Source organism: uncultured Sutterella sp. (assembly GCF_937923675.1).
Classification (GTDB): domain Bacteria; phylum Pseudomonadota; class Gammaproteobacteria; order Burkholderiales; family Burkholderiaceae_F; genus Sutterella.
The window spans coordinates 1-14,127 of record NZ_CALDXB010000079.1; the positions used below are offsets into that span (position 1 = coordinate 1).

The 14,127-nt window shown below is 59.1% G+C and carries 11 protein-coding genes; 4 read left to right on the top strand and 7 right to left on the bottom strand.

Annotated elements, in window-relative coordinates:
- Positions 1-51 precede the first annotated feature (51 nt).
- From Q0106_RS08640 to Q0106_RS08655, 4 genes are all read right to left on the bottom strand, one after another.
- Entirely contained in the window at positions 52-375 is a 324-nt protein-coding gene (locus tag Q0106_RS08640) for a multidrug efflux SMR transporter (RefSeq protein ID WP_297611645.1), read from the bottom strand.
- A gap of 15 nt (positions 376-390) precedes the next feature.
- Positions 391-1,380, bottom strand: coding sequence for a WYL domain-containing protein (locus Q0106_RS08645; RefSeq protein ID WP_297611648.1), 990 nt, complete (start codon positions 1,378-1,380; stop codon positions 391-393).
- Positions 1,381-1,552: 172 nt separating this feature from the next.
- The gene (gene dcuC, locus Q0106_RS08650) at positions 1,553-2,923 is read right to left on the bottom strand and encodes a C4-dicarboxylate transporter DcuC (RefSeq protein ID WP_297611653.1); all 1,371 of its coding nucleotides are present in this window, start codon (positions 2,921-2,923) and stop codon (positions 1,553-1,555) included.
- 58 nt (positions 2,924-2,981) lie between these two features.
- Positions 2,982-4,412, bottom strand: coding sequence for a lyase family protein (locus Q0106_RS08655; RefSeq protein WP_297611656.1), 1,431 nt, complete (start codon positions 4,410-4,412; stop codon positions 2,982-2,984).
- Between the two features lie 175 nt (positions 4,413-4,587).
- Between Q0106_RS08655 and Q0106_RS08660 the strand changes: the two genes are divergently transcribed.
- Complete coding sequence (locus Q0106_RS08660) at positions 4,588-5,601, top strand: LysR family transcriptional regulator (RefSeq protein WP_297611658.1); 1,014 nt, start codon at positions 4,588-4,590, stop codon at positions 5,599-5,601.
- Between the two features lie 37 nt (positions 5,602-5,638).
- Here the strand turns inward: Q0106_RS08660 and Q0106_RS08665 are convergent, their stop codons facing one another.
- Positions 5,639-6,691, bottom strand: coding sequence for an AAA family ATPase (locus Q0106_RS08665; RefSeq protein WP_297611660.1), 1,053 nt, complete (start codon positions 6,689-6,691; stop codon positions 5,639-5,641).
- 182 nt (positions 6,692-6,873) lie between these two features.
- The gene (locus Q0106_RS08670; protein ID WP_297611662.1) at positions 6,874-7,434 is read right to left on the bottom strand and encodes a superoxide dismutase family protein; all 561 of its coding nucleotides are present in this window, start codon (positions 7,432-7,434) and stop codon (positions 6,874-6,876) included.
- 292 nt (positions 7,435-7,726) lie between these two features.
- On the opposite strand from Q0106_RS08670, the gene Q0106_RS08675 reads away from it, so the two are divergent.
- The 3 genes from Q0106_RS08675 (at position 7,727) to Q0106_RS08685 (ending at position 13,525) form a co-directional block, all read left to right on the top strand.
- Complete coding sequence (locus tag Q0106_RS08675; RefSeq protein ID WP_297611664.1) at positions 7,727-8,098, top strand: hypothetical protein; 372 nt, start codon at positions 7,727-7,729, stop codon at positions 8,096-8,098.
- A 125-nt stretch (positions 8,099-8,223) separates the two neighbouring features.
- Positions 8,224-9,510: an amidohydrolase gene (locus Q0106_RS08680; protein WP_297611667.1), complete on the top strand. Its 1,287-nt coding sequence runs from the start codon at positions 8,224-8,226 to the stop codon at positions 9,508-9,510.
- Between the two features lie 181 nt (positions 9,511-9,691).
- The gene (locus Q0106_RS08685) at positions 9,692-13,525 is read left to right on the top strand and encodes a DEAD/DEAH box helicase (protein WP_297611669.1); all 3,834 of its coding nucleotides are present in this window, start codon (positions 9,692-9,694) and stop codon (positions 13,523-13,525) included.
- Positions 13,526-13,820: 295 nt separating this feature from the next.
- Here Q0106_RS08685 and Q0106_RS08690 read toward each other — a convergent pair.
- Positions 13,821-14,127 (bottom strand): addiction module antidote protein (locus tag Q0106_RS08690; RefSeq protein ID WP_297611671.1); only part of this gene is annotated, 307 nt, incomplete at its 5' end.

Sequence of the window (14,127 nt, forward strand, 5' to 3'; positions counted from 1 at the left end):
GTACTGTCGGCGAAGTGGAAAAACTGGCTTTCCGAATTTATGGAAGCCCCCTTAAGACACGAGCTTCAGTCCGATCAGGGAAGCAATCAACGTAAAGAGGAAAAAGAGTCTTAAAGGCGCCGCTGGCTCTTTGAAAACCAGGATGCCGACAAGAACGGTTCCCACGGCACCGATGCCCGTCCAGACGGCATAAGCGGTGCCGAGCGGGAGCGTCTGAGAAGCCTTTGCGAGAAGTCCCATGCTGAGCGCGGCCGAGATGAGGAATCCGCCGGCCCAGAGGCAGAATTCAAAGCCTGCCGCGCCCCGGGTCTTCCCGAGGCAAAACGTCATGCCGACCTCAAAGGCGCCGGCAAAAAGCAAAAGGAGCCAGTCCATATCGTCAGGACGGCATCAGGCCTTTTCAGCGATCAGAATCTTCTCCACCTTGCGGATCCCTGCTTTTTCGCGCCAGCCCGCGATCCACCCGTCAAGGAGCACGGTATCGTCCATATCGGCTTCAAGCCGCCAGGCGCCGTCGGGCAATTTCTGAAGCTTCTGCGTCGTATTGAAAGGCGTCTCGGAAAGGTTCCTCGCCGTCTCGGGGCTCGTGAATTCGAGAATCAGCCGCACGCGGCGGCCGTTCGAATAGTTGAAGTGCCGCTCGCTGATGTACTTGTCGAGCGAAAAGTCCCTGGGTCTCACTGCCGGGAAATCAAGCACCCGGGCCCCGGAAATGCGGTGAAGCGCGAGATGCCGGTAGTTGTCGTAGCCCGCGAACTGGCAGACGAGATAGAGCCTCTGCTCCTGCTGAACAAGACCGAGCGGCGACACGTCGGCTTCATTCTGCTCTCCCCGGCTGTTTTCAAACTTCACGTGAAGCATGACGTCCCGGTAGAGTGCTTCGCTCACGGCATTGAAGATCCGCTCAAGGATCTTCGGGGGCATCATCGGCACGCACCCGGAGACGAAGGCGACTTTCTTGAGCCACCGGTTCATCTTGTCTGTCGCCCCCTGCTCCTTGAGGGAAAGGCTCGCCTTGTCGAAGAGATACCTGAGCGAGCCCGTAATGGGAGCGGGCAGCTGATAGTGCATGTGCTCTTCAAAAAGGCGTATCAGGAGGCTCTGCGTCGGCGGCAGGTTGTCGATCACGAGATCAGAGTCCGGAACGCTTCTTCTGTAGCCGTAGGGACGATTGGTCTTATCGACTTCAATCTGAAGCTCCTCGCAGTCGCGCATGCTTTCCAGAATGCGCTGCAGACGCCGGGGAGTGAGCTCCATGCCGAGCGCAGAGAGGTTCTGCTGGATCTGGGAAGCCGTAATCCAATGCCTCGGAATCTGCTTGAGAATCGTAATGACGATGAGCGCATCGGTAATTTTGTTCTGATTGGCGTAGCGCGGCATGGATAGTGCTCCGGTCGTGTGGATTGAAGGCCATTCTAGCCGTATAGCACGCCGGGCGTCGTTTTATGTCGTAGAGGCCATGCGGCTCTTTACACGCATGGCCATAAGAAAAGCTCCCCGGGACGAGAAGCCTCAGGGGAGCTTTTGATGGATTCGACGAATTGTCCGGCTATCAACCGAAGAGGATCTGATTCACGATGAGAGTCGTGAGGAGGCCGAGAATCATCGGAATCCAGGTGCGGCGGACGATCGCAACCGGGGAGACGCCGGCGGCGCCCGCAACCGCGATGATGACGCCCGCAACCGGCGACATGGCGCGAAGCATGCCGGAGGCGAACTGCATCGGAGTCACCAGCGCTTCAACCGAACCGCCGAGACCGGCGGCCACATCCGGAGCCAGCGTAGCGAAGGAGGAATAAGCGCCGACGCCCGACCCCGTGAGGAAGGTCACCACCGAGACAATGCCCGTGAGGAGGACCGTCATGGCGCCCATGCCGGCGCCGACGCCCTGCGCGGATTTGATGAGCGCGTCGATGAGGCCCGAGGTCTGAAGGCCGGTCGCGAAGAATTCCGCGCAGATGATGAGCGCGACAATGCCCGCGAACATCTTGCCCATCGACTGGAACATCGCCATCGCGTCCTTGAAGATCTTCTTCACGTCGCGCAGACGAATGATCTCAATGATGACCACGCCGGTCCAGACCATGAAGAGCGCGGCGATCGTGTCGAGCTTCACGGAAGCAATGACGAGTTTCGAGAAGATGATGAGGAGCGCGATCGGAAGGATCGGGAAGATGGCGTACCACTTCGGAACCTGAGGTGCATCCACGGCCTTCACGGCAGCCGCTTCGGCATAAACGTCGTCATTCTTCTTGTCGTACCAGCGCTGCACGAAGTAGTGCGCAACGCAGCAGACGATGAGGGTCGGAACAGCAAGCGGAAGCTGATACTGCACGAGATAGATGATCGGATCGAGGCCCGCAACCTTGGCGGCGAGGTTTGCCGTACCGGCGGTCGGCGTGAAGGTCATGCCGGCGGAGGTGCCGATCACGGCTGCCGCTGCAGCCGGGGACGTGCCCACAGCCTTCAAAATCGGGAAGAGCGCAACGAGCAGAAGCATTGCAAGACCCGCGGCGGACGGGATCACCATCACGAGGATCTGACCGACGAGATACCCCGCAGCCAGAACGACGTAAGGCGCGCGAAGCTTCGCGAGGGGCTTCACGGCGATGTCGACCAAGGCCTTCGCAGCGCCGATGCGGTCCATGTAGGCCGCAAAGCCGCCCGCCGTCATGATGAGGAAGCCGATCCCGGAGCTCTGCTTCGTCGCAATGCTCTTTAGCGTAGCGAAGATGTCGAAGAGCCAGAATCCCGAGGGCTTCACGCCCTTGGGCAGGAAGCTCGCTTCGCCCATGAGCGCGACGCAGACGAGGATGACAAGGCCTGCAAAGAGAAGGACCAGGTGCGTCTGGTAGCGCTTCAGAAGCGCCCAGCCGGCAATGATCGTGACGATCACTGCGATCCATGGCAGGAGAGCTGACATTTTGGTTTCTCCAGTGGTTTAACTTTTATTCGTGATTTTCGGGGTGTTTTTCGGTTCGTCAGAGATAGCGGCGAAAATCGGCGTCGAGCGCTTCGAGCGCTTTTGCAACCTGCGCTTCCCGCGCCTCAAGCTTCGACCTGAGTGCGAGGAGCGCCGCCTCATCTTCGCCGATCATCGCTTCAACCTCGCTCGGACGGGCGCTCCCGGCCGTGCGGCGGTTTTCGACGATCTTCCTGGGATCAAGCGCATCGCGGAATTCCGCTTCGCTCATCGGGAAGACGGGAGACGCTTCCGGGAATTCCTCCGTGATCTCCTCTCGGTAGATCCGGACGATTTCGGCATAGGGGAAGTTGAGCGGAAGAAGACCGTTCGCGCGGGCATAGGACACCATGCGGCTCGCCATGTGGTGCCCGATCCGGAAGGGAAGCCCGTGCTCGCGCATCAGGCGGTCGGCGATTTCCTGCGAAGCCGTCCAGTCGGAATTGAGTTCCTCGAGCGCCCGGGCGGGATTGATGCGAAGGCCGTTCAGGACCTTGAGGAACCTTTCGCACATGCCGACAGCGGCCTTAGCCATGCGGCCGTTCTTCGCAACGCTCTTGCCGTCCGTCATGCCGGGCACCACGTTGTGAACGCGCATGAAGACGGCATTCATTTCAGATACGACGTCGGAGCAGTCCGCGCGGCAGTTGTTCATGAGGCCGGGATTGCGCTTCTGCGGCATGGCCGACGAAACGTAGGTGTTTTCGCCGCCTTCGGCCAGAAGAATCCAGGGGCGCGGCTGCGCGTACTGCACCATGATGTCGTTCACCATGGAGCCGAGATGAATGGCGACCGAGCCGACGATCGACGCAAATTCGAGCGCCGTGTCGACAGGCGCCTCGCAGGTCGCGTCGAAGGCGTTTCTCACCGGACGGTCGAAGCCGAGCGCCTTAGCCATGCCGTCGCGATCAAGCGGCCAGCCGGTGCCGTTCAGAACCATCGCGCCCATCGAGGAAATGTTGTAGCGGGAAAGGTATTCCTCGAGCCGCGCGCGGTCGCGAAGGAGCGGAGCGGCAAAGCCTAAGAGATAGTGCGCGTAGCTTGTCGGCTGTGCCGCCACGCCGTTCGTGTAGTTGGGAACGATCGTATCGAGGTTGGCGCTGGCAAGCTCGAGGATCTTCGCGATCACCCGGTCGAAGGATTCGGCGAAGGTCATCGCGCGGTCGCGCATGATCGCCATGCGTGTGGTGGAAAGAATGTCCTGGCTCGAGCGGCCGGCGTGGATCGCCGTCACTTCAGGATTCGTCGCGGCGATGAGAAGCGGCTCGTACGCAATGTAGGAGGCCGGGCGCTTCGCCGGATCCGCATCGCCCGCCTTTTCCACGGCGTCTATGCCCTTCGCCGCGAGGCGAAGAAGCGCTTCATCAAAAAGACCGTTTCGTCCTTCAACGACAACCGTCGCCTTGTTGATGGCGGAAATCCAGAAGAACTCATCATGTTCGCGGGCCATGCTTTTCTTTTCCTTCGTTGATTCTGAGAATGCCGAGACGCTTATGGTCTCTTCATAAGGACGCAGTTTCTGCCCGCATACGTCTTCTTACAATACCTTTTTGCGCAAACTAATTTTGCGCATTGTGCAAAATAGAACCGTACTCCCAATCTTCTTTCGTAGGAGAATGGAGAGCGTGGATGAGCATTTCAAGGACCAGACCATGCCGAAAACCGACGACCTCTCTGCCTGGCGGCAGTTCCTCTGCTTCGCGCGAACCGGAACTCTGTCGGCAGCGGCGAAGGCGCTTGAAACCGAACCCTCCACCCTCTCGCGCGCCATTGCGGGACTTGAGAAGGCGCTCGGCACGGAACTCATTCAGCACAATTCCCGCCCGCTCCGGCTGACCCCCGCCGGGAAAACCGCGCAGAAGCGCATGGAGACCATCCTCCGCGCGCACGACTCGCTCATGACGAGCCTCATGGATGCCAACAGAACGCTTGACGGCAGCATCCGGCTCTCGTCCGCCCCGGGTTTTGCCTCCCGGCGCCTGACCCCGCTCCTCTCCGAATTCCAGAAGGCTCACCCCGAAATCCGCATTGAAATTCTCTCAGGCCTCCAGGAAGCCGAGCTCAAAAAGGGACTCTGCGAAGTCGCAACGCTCACCGGCGAACCGAAGACCTCCGGACTCGTCTACATGAGCCGCGGCAGAAACGTCTATCTTCCGGTTGCAAGTCCCGGGTACATCCGCCGCTACGGCATGCCGGTCAACCCGGAAGACCTGAAGCTTCATACGGGATACATCTACAACGGTCCCGTGAGAAGCGAAACGCGCGTGCTTTTCCGCGGCACCCGGGAAGCGCCCGTTCAGTTTGCGCGCTCCATCCGCTCGACCGACATCCTCGCCATCCGCAATGCGCTCCTCAGCGACATGGGAGTTGCCGTCGACATGCCGCTCGTTCAGATTGCTGAAGACATTGCCGACGGACGGCTCGTGCCGGTCCTCCCCGGCTGGTTTCATCCGCCCGTCGAATGCTTCATCGCCACCAACCGCGATGCCTGGCACCAGAAGCGCGTGCGCGTATTCCTTGAATGGTATGCGCTCGCCATGCAGACGCTCTTCTTTTCCTACGAGGAAAAGGTTTCCCCCATCGTGGGGCTGCCGCCTGATGTCGACCATCCGGATCGAAATAAAATTTTCCGGTCCTGATTATGCTCTGTAATGAGCACAAGAAAAATCCGCGTTATCAAAGCAGCGTATTTTCAAGCTCCATAGCCGCGTCTTCAATAATCTGATAGGGTTCGGCAAGAGAATCGTAAATTACTGCTAAATTGCCCGTAACGTCCCTGACGACATTCCCTTCAAAAACACATTCAGCAAAATAATATCTATTATTATCATTAATTCCATATCGTTTCGAATAAACATCAATGGCGCTTATCAAATACGGGCTGCAGCTCGTAATCAGAATATGTAGACCCAAAACATTCTGCATGGAAGTTATTATTTTGGCAAAGTCTATTTGCCACTGAGGATGGAGATAAATTTCAGGTCTATCCAAAATTACCGTACTCTTTTCGGAGATCATTCCATTCAGGACGAATTCCTGCAGCAGAGCAAAAAATTTAAGCCCCGAAGAGACACTCGCCAAAGGCAAAACCTTTCCTGTCCTCTCATTTTCGACATATGCGAAACGGCCATTTTCCGATATCATCCGCCCCGAGATTAAACCTTTGAATTTCTCAAATATTGGCTCAAACATCGTTTGACGCAAAGCGACTGGGATCGAACTCTTCGCATTGCCTGACGGAAATAAAGAGCCAAGCGTCTGAATGATTCTCTCCGGGAAAGCCTTCAAAGAAGATGGAGAGTACGACAGCACATCCAATGCAACACATAATGCATCATCAATTAAAACAGGCTGCAACTTGAGATTACGCGGATTTATAAAATCAACAACCTTATCATTTTCAACTACAACTTCACTCTCAACGCCATCCATAAATATCTTTACTGACGCCATGGAACCTTCGTGATGAATATTGCAGATCCTACCCCCAAATTCGCCTTTAAACGACGATGAGGCAACAGCTTTTACCGCCTCACCTTTACTCCAAGAAACGCCCCCGGATGCTTTCTTTACTTTCTTTTCTAAATTATTCTGAGCATTGAGAATGGCAAATAAAGATTTCCCAACAATGCTTTTCCCTGTATTATTTTCCCCTGTGATAACAGTAATGCCGTTAATCTCCACCTCGGCTGATGACAGGGGACCAACATCTTGAATTGATATTTTCATGACTGTCGTTCTTTTGATTTAGCTGCTTTACCTGATCTACATTGCAGCAGCCGCCCGAAGACTGCCCTACCCTCTCTACGCGGCATGAACTCGGTTTCTTCGGGCCCTGAATACGAAAACGACCCGCCCCCAGACATAGGAACGAGCCGTTTTCAACGTAAAGCGGTCAGTCGCTCAAGGCATTACTTGATCACGCCGCAGGCTAGACGGGCACCGCCGCCGCCGAGCTTGGCGGGATGATCATGGAAGTTGTCGCCGCCAACGTGAACCATGATGGCATGGCCCTTGAGCTCTTCAACGCTCTTCAACTTCGGAGCGAGAACCGGCGTCACAGCCGTGCCGTCAGCCGCAACGTAGAGGCTCGGAAGGTCGCCCTTATGACCATTGTCGTCCCAGGGGAAGGAATGAGCGCCCTTCTTTTCCGGATCCCAATGACCGCCCGCCTTCATCGCGAGGCCGGCATCAGTCGCGCCGCAGTCCGGGTTCTGATGCACATGGAAGCCGTGCATGCCGGGGGTGAGGCCCTTGAGGTTCGGGTAGAAGGCAACGCCGTAGGGAGTGTTGACCGCAACCACCTGGCCGACGGCCGTGTTGCCGTCCTTGCCGAGGAGGTCGACATTGACGACAACCTTTTCCTTGGCAGACATCGGATCGTAGAGCTTCGTCTGGTCGGCGTCAGCGTGGGCGAGACCGGCCGCGGCAGCTGCCGCGCAGATGGCGAGAATCTTGAAAGTATTCTTCATGAGGATTTCCTTTGCTGGATTCGGCGCGCCTGTTTGATGCGCTCCTGAATAGATGGAGACAATTTACCATGCAGAATCGATTGATTCCAGCTTAACTGCTTCGCTCTCCGTAAGAATGACTCCCGAAATGCAACAAGATCTGTCTACAGCGGCCCGGATGCTTTCAGAAACGTCTTCATTCCGACGCCGCGCCTCATGCCTTTTAAAATTTCCGACATCATGCTCGAGACTTGATCCTCCGCCGAGGCGCCGTTAATGCGCCCGGGCGGAACCTGACATAAGGACACCCATCATGAAGAAGCTTTTCCTCCTTCTATCCGTCTGCGCCGCCGGCGCCTTCTCTCTTTCTGCCGGAGCGTCCGTCACTGCGGAATCCTGCTCCCTCACGCACATCAAGCAGGTGGCCGACGAGGAAGGCCTCATCAAAGCCCGTGCGCTTTCCGCCGACTGCATCGAAAAAGGCTACCTCTCGACCAAGGAAGCGGTTCAGCGCGGCTGGGCAACCGCGAAGGAAGAAAGCGGCGACGGCTATGACGACGCGAAGCGCACCGTGAAGGAAGGCTATGAAGCCGCAAAGGACGGCGCCGTCAGGACTTACGATGCAGCGAAGGAAGGACTGAGCGCCTTCGGAGCCGCCTTCAAAAAAGAGTTCTCAAAGGACTGAGCCCGAAAAAGTTTAAAATTCTGCCCGACCTTCAACTGAGGCCCTGCGATCCGGAGGTTCAGAAACTCCCGGACGCTCTCTTTCCATAAGCATTTCGCTTCATAAAAGCTCAAGGAGTTCACCCCATGACTGCATTCACGAAAGAGCAGTACATCGAAGAAATGGTTGCGACCCGCCGCAAGATCCATCAGATGCCTGAAGAAGGCTGGACGGAATTCGAAACGAGCTGGCTTATTACGGAGCGTCTGCGCTCGCTCGGCCTCAAGCCTCTCCTTGGTCTCAAGGTCATCAATCCCGATGCCGTCATGGGCCGCGACCCGAAGCTCGTCGCCGAAGCGATTGAACGCGCCAGGTCCCACGGCGTGCCGCAGTCCTTCATTGATGAAACGGAAGGCTACACGGGCGTCGTTGCCGTCATCGACACGGGCCGTCCGGGCCCCGTCACCGCGTTCCGCGCCGACATGGACTGCGTCGTTGTTTCCGAATCCGATTCGAAGGACCACGTCCCCACCGCATGCGGCTTTGCCTCGAAGCACCCGGGCTTCATGCATGCCTGCGGTCATGACTCGCACTCCTCGATCGCGCTTGAGGTCTGTCGCTGGCTCGTCGACCACAAGGACGAACTGAAGGGCAAGTTCAAGGTCCTCTTCCAGCCCGCTGAGGAAGGCGTCCGCGGCGGCAACGCCATGGCTGCCTCCGGCATCGTCGACGACTGCGACTACCTGATCGGCGGCCACGTCGGCACTTTTGCGAAGTTGGGAGAAGTCGGCCTCATGACGGGCGGCTTCCTCGCCTCGACGAAGATCGACGTTCACTTCCACGGCCGTCCCTCGCATGCGGGCTCCGACCCTGAAAAGGGCAGAAGCGCCCTCATGGCCGCCTGCGCCGCTGCAATGATGATGCAGGGCATTCCGAGAAGCGGCGAAGGCGTCACGCGCATTGCGGTGGGCAAGCTCAACGCCGGCGAAGGCCGCAACGTCACGCCGGTTCACGCCGACATGCAGCTCGAAGTTCGCGGCGCCACGGGCGAAGTGAACGAATACATGGTTCAGAACGTCCGCAACATCGTCGAAGGCGTCAAGCGCGCTTACGAAGTTGAAGGCGAAATCGTGAAGGCGGGCGAAGCGACGACGCTTACCGTCTGCCCGGACCTCATCGACATGGTCGAGGAGGAAGCGAAGAAGATCGAAGGCGTCACGCGCACCTTCCGCGAGGACAAGCCCGCCGGCTCCGAAGACTGCACGGTTCTCATCAAGCGCGTCGTCGACCACGGCGGCAAGGCGGCCTACTTCATGTTCGGCTGCAACCATCACGGTCATCACCGCGCCGACTTTGAAATTCAGGATGAGAAGAGCATGCCTGTCGGCTTTGAGGTCTTCTGCCGCATGGCGAAGCGCCTGAACGGCATCTGACCAGGGCTCCTCACAACCCGGGCTCCCCGGAATCTTTTCATCCCGGGGAGCCCGGTTCAATGACGAAGGCCGTCCGCCGTCGGCTTCTCCTCCCGAGAAACCGGCGCGAACGGCCTTTCGCGTTTCTGCGCATCAGGCGCTTTTCCTTCAATCACTTTCAGCAGCAAAGGATTCCCGCAAAATGGCTCCCAGAAGACAATACGGCACCACCTGGTGGGGCGCAGAATGGCTGCGCGCCCTCGAGCGCGTCGACAACGCCAATCGTCTTCCCCGCGGGAAAACGTATGCCAATACGGGACGCGTGATTGAAACGAAGTTCAATGTCCCGAACCTTCGCATCGAGGCGCTCGTCGACGGCTCCGCCTACTACCCCTATGAGGTGGAGGTCGGGATAAAGCCCGTCCCCGCGAAGAGCGTGAAGCGCCTTGCGGACGCCATTGCCGCGGACCCCGACATCGTCGCGGGTCTCCTTGACGGAGAGCTTCCGAAGGAAATTGCGCCTCTTTGCGAAAAGCTCGGGATTGAACTTTTCCCGGGAAGCTGGCGCGCGATGCATCTTTCCTGCTCCTGCCCGGATTCGGCGCGGGTCTGCAAGCACATCGCCGCGGTCTTCTACATTATTGCCGACAGAATCGACCTAGATCCCTTCTTCATCTTTGAATTCCGGGGCATTCACCTCAAGGAGGAGCTCAAGGCCCGCGGGATCAATCTCGGGGGCGCCGTGACGGTGAAGCCGCTTTCGCCTGAAGCGCTCCTCCGCCGCGCCTCGGAGAGCTTCCCCGCGGCAGACTCCGGGTCAGACAAAGTCACTGACGACGATCGCGCGCGGATTGAATCCGAAGCGCTCGCGCGGCTTCGCACGCTCTCCCTCTCCGGGCTCCCCGATCTCGCCGGCGTAATGCTCGAGCTTTACCCGAAGACGACTCCCATCTCTTCGAGCAAGGACTGCAGCGACTATCTGAATACGCTCTGGAAGAGCGCAAGAAAGACGCTCTCTGCCATTGAAAAGCGCGCTGCCCAGAACAAACTCGCGGCTTCCGAAGGGGGGCTTCTCACCGCTCCCCGCGCGCTTTCGGACCTGTACAGCCGGATCACCGAGGAGCTCGGCGAAGAATATCCGGAGCTCAGCACGCCGGGCGCACGGGTGCTCCTAGGGTTCGGGCAGGACGGCATGGAGCGGACGCTCGAGATCGCGCGTCCGTCCGCGGACGGGAAAAAGCCGAAGGCCGTTTTGCTTCCGCTCGAAGGATTCTTCCCGGCAATACGCATGACGAGCGCCCGCGAGGCCGAAGCCCTTCCGGCGGAATTTGAATGCTGGCGGGAAATTTCACGCCTTGCCGCAGAGCTCCTCAGGCTCGGCGCCATCGTTCCGGCTGTTACCGAATCCCCGAAAATCAAGTCGCCTGCGCCCCGCGTCTGGTGGCTCCCGGCGCTTCGCGACGCAGCCGTACGGCGCGCCGTCACGGAACTCTCGCTCGGCATCGCCCCCTGGGCAAAGAGCATGATTTCCGCGAAGGCGCTCAAACTCTTCCCGGAAGCTGAAAAGTCGCCCTATGCCGCTGCGATTCTTCTCCTTTCCGCCGCCATTGCCGGATTCCTCAGGAACACCATCGGAAACTATCCGAAGCTCGCCGACCGCGAGGACATTCTCGACTTTGCGGTTTCAGGGCTCGACCTCACGCCGCTCGACGGCCGCACGGCGCCCGATGCCGGCGTCGTTCTCGCCCGGGCGCTCGCGCCCTTTGCGCTCGGAGACGTTTATCCGTGGCTCCCGGTGCTCACCGTCCGCGCTGCGAAGGAAAGCAAAATCAAGCTCAATTTCGGCGTCATCGGCCGCAATGCCGACATTCGCGCCGCGGCGGAAAAGGAGCTGAATTCCCCCGAAGATGAAGGAACGCCTGAAGCTGCGGACGCGCCGAACGAAAAAGCCCTCGCCGAGAGCCCCGTACCCACCGAGCGGCCTCTCATGCTTTCGCGCCTCATTAAGGAGCCGCGCTACGCCGCGCACCGCTATGCGGCGCTCACTGTTCTTAAAACACTCAGCGCGGGCGCGCCCGTGCTCGAAAAAATCCGGTCGTCGAAGGGCAGACCCGCCACGCTCGACATGGAGGATCTCAGGGACTTTCTCTTTGAGACGGCCCCCTACCTCACGATGCTCGGCGTCACGCTGATGCTCCCGGCCTCGATGAGAAAACTCCTCCGGCCCCGGCTCACCGCTTCTGCGGGCGCGGGCGAAGGCTTCTCGAAGAGTCTGCTCGCGAAGAACGCGATCGGCGAATTCAACTGGAAGGCCGCCATCGGCAATCGGGAGATGACGGCCGAGGAGTTCCTCAAGCTCGCCGAAGCCCACCGGGGAGAAGTCATTCAGATCGACGACGACTTCGTCTACCTCGACCCGGCGGAAATCGACCTCATCCGCCGCACGCTTGAAAATCCGCCAGAACTCTCGGCGCTCGAAAAGATGCGCGCGGTGCTCACCGGCGAATATGAGGGCGCTCCCGTGGAGGTATCTCCGGAAGTGCGGGAGGCGCTCAAGCACATCACCGACGTCGAGGAGGTTCCGCCTCCGAAGGGCCTCAACGCGGCGCTTCGCCCCTACCAGGAGCGCGGCTACTCGTGGCTCATGAAGAACCTCTCCCTCGGACTCGGCTCCCTCATCGCCGACGACATGGGTCTCGGCAAAACCCTGCAGGTCATTTCCGCCATTCTGGAACTCAGGAACCGGGGAGACCTCAAAGCCCGCAAGGTGCTTGCCGTCCTCCCGACCACGCTCATCACGAACTGGACGCGCGAAATCGCGAAGTTCGCGCCGGTCCTCACCGTCGGCACCTACTACGGCGCCGACAGAAAGCTCCCCGCTCCGGAAGAAGCGCCCGACGTGCTTCTCACGAGCTACGGCACATTGCGGCGCGACTATGAGGTGCTCTCCTCCGTCCGCTGGAAGCTTCTCGTCCTCGATGAGGCGCAGGCGATCAAGAATATTTCCACAGCTCAGACCGCCGCCGTGCGCGGCATCAGGGCCGATCAGGTGATCGCCATGACGGGCACGCCCGTTGAAAACCGCCTGATGGAATATTGGTCGATTCTCTCGGCCGTGCAGCCGAAGCTCCTCGGCACGCAGAAGGAATTTGCCAAAACCTTTGCCGAACCCATTGAGAGCGACCGCGATCAGCAGGCGGCGGAAGCCTTCCGGCGCCTCACCGCACCCTTCATGCTGCGGCGCCTCAAGACCGACAAGTCGATCATTGCGGATCTTCCGGAAAAGAATACGGCGGACCACTATGCGCTGATGCGCACCGAACAGGCGGCCCTTTATGCGGCGACGCTTCAGAAGCTCATGGAGAAAATCCGAAAGGCCGAGGAAGCTCCCGACGCCTCCTCGCCCTCGGGCCGCATGGCGCGCCGCGGTCTTGTCCTCAAGCTCATCACGAGCTTGAAGCAAATCTGCAATTCCCCGTCGCAGTATTCGAAGACGGAAGCGCTTCGTCCGGATTCCGGCAAGGCCGACGCGATGCTCGAGATTCTCGGTCAGTGTCTCGAAGCCGACCGCAAGGTGCTCATCTTCACGCAGTACCGCGAGATGGGCGAGCGCCTTCAGGAGTGGATCGAAGCCGCAACGGGCGAGCGTCCCGACTTCCTCCACGGGGGCGTCTCGAGGACCGAACGCATGAAGATGGTGGACCGCTTCCAGACGGACCGCACGGCGAGAATTTTTATTCTTTCGCTGAAGGCGGGCGGCACGGGCCTCAATCTGACCGCCGCTTCTGCCGTCATTCATTACGACCTCTGGTGGAACCCGGCCGTCGAAGCGCAGGCAACCGACCGCGCCTTCCGCATCGGGCAGCGCAGGGGTGTTCTGGTCTACCGGCTCATCACGGCCGGGTCCTTTGAAGAGAAGATCAACGACATGCTCGCCTCCAAGCGCGACCTCGCGGACCTCACGGTTGCGGCAGGCGAATCCTGGATCGGCGACCTGCCGGCGAAGGAACTCAACCGGATCTTTGCGCTTTCCTGACGATCAGCCGCCGGGAAAGCAGCTGAAAGGAAAGAGAATTGCCGAGGAAAGTCAGGAGAGCCGGGCGGAAGCCCCCTCTCCGGACCTGCCCGGGGCGCTATTCGGGCCGCACCATGCGGATTTCGACGCGGCGGTCAGAGACCCCGGAGCCCATCTGTTTTCCCTTCTGGTTCCGTTACGAAAGCGTACAGGTCTTCGTCAGACGATTCCTTATGGGAAGGCAGCTTTTAATGAATGCGTGCAGAGATGATCGCCGCTTCATTGCCTCGATCGCAATCTCCGCCGCAGCGTCCTTCTATTCAAAACTCCGATCCGCCGCTCTCTGCGATGCCGAGAGCTCAATGCCCAGGACGCGGAGGCAGAGGACGAGATTCCTGAAGCTCGGGTTTCCTCCCTTCTGCAAAGTCCGATAAAGCTGCGGACGATTGAGGCCGGCCTGTCTTGCGATCTCGCTCATGCCGTAACGCCGGCAGAGGCCTCCCACAAGGACGATGAAGCGGTCGCTGTCGCCCTCCTTCAATGCGGCATTGAGTTCATGGGCAAACATGGGAAATTCACGGGAGTTTGAGCGATTGTCAGCGCACATGATGCCACCTGCTCGC

Bases quoted from the DNA above. Each gene is read 5' to 3' on its own strand.
- Q0106_RS08640 (WP_297611645.1), bottom strand. From the start codon at position 375: ATGGACTGGCTCCTTTTGCTTTTTGCCGGCGCCTTTGAGGTCGGCATG.
- Q0106_RS08645 (WP_297611648.1), bottom strand. From the start codon at position 1,380: ATGCCGCGCTACGCCAATCAGAACAAAATTACCGATGCGCTCATCGTC.
- dcuC (WP_297611653.1), bottom strand. From the start codon at position 2,923: ATGTCAGCTCTCCTGCCATGGATCGCAGTGATCGTCACGATCATTGCC.
- Q0106_RS08655 (WP_297611656.1), bottom strand. From the start codon at position 4,412: ATGGCCCGCGAACATGATGAGTTCTTCTGGATTTCCGCCATCAACAAG.
- Q0106_RS08665 (WP_297611660.1), bottom strand. From the start codon at position 6,691: ATGAAAATATCAATTCAAGATGTTGGTCCCCTGTCATCAGCCGAGGTG.
- Q0106_RS08670 (WP_297611662.1), bottom strand. From the start codon at position 7,434: ATGAAGAATACTTTCAAGATTCTCGCCATCTGCGCGGCAGCTGCCGCG.
- Q0106_RS08675 (WP_297611664.1), top strand. From the start codon at position 7,727: ATGAAGAAGCTTTTCCTCCTTCTATCCGTCTGCGCCGCCGGCGCCTTC.
- Q0106_RS08680 (WP_297611667.1), top strand. From the start codon at position 8,224: ATGACTGCATTCACGAAAGAGCAGTACATCGAAGAAATGGTTGCGACC.
- Q0106_RS08685 (WP_297611669.1), top strand. From the start codon at position 9,692: ATGGCTCCCAGAAGACAATACGGCACCACCTGGTGGGGCGCAGAATGG.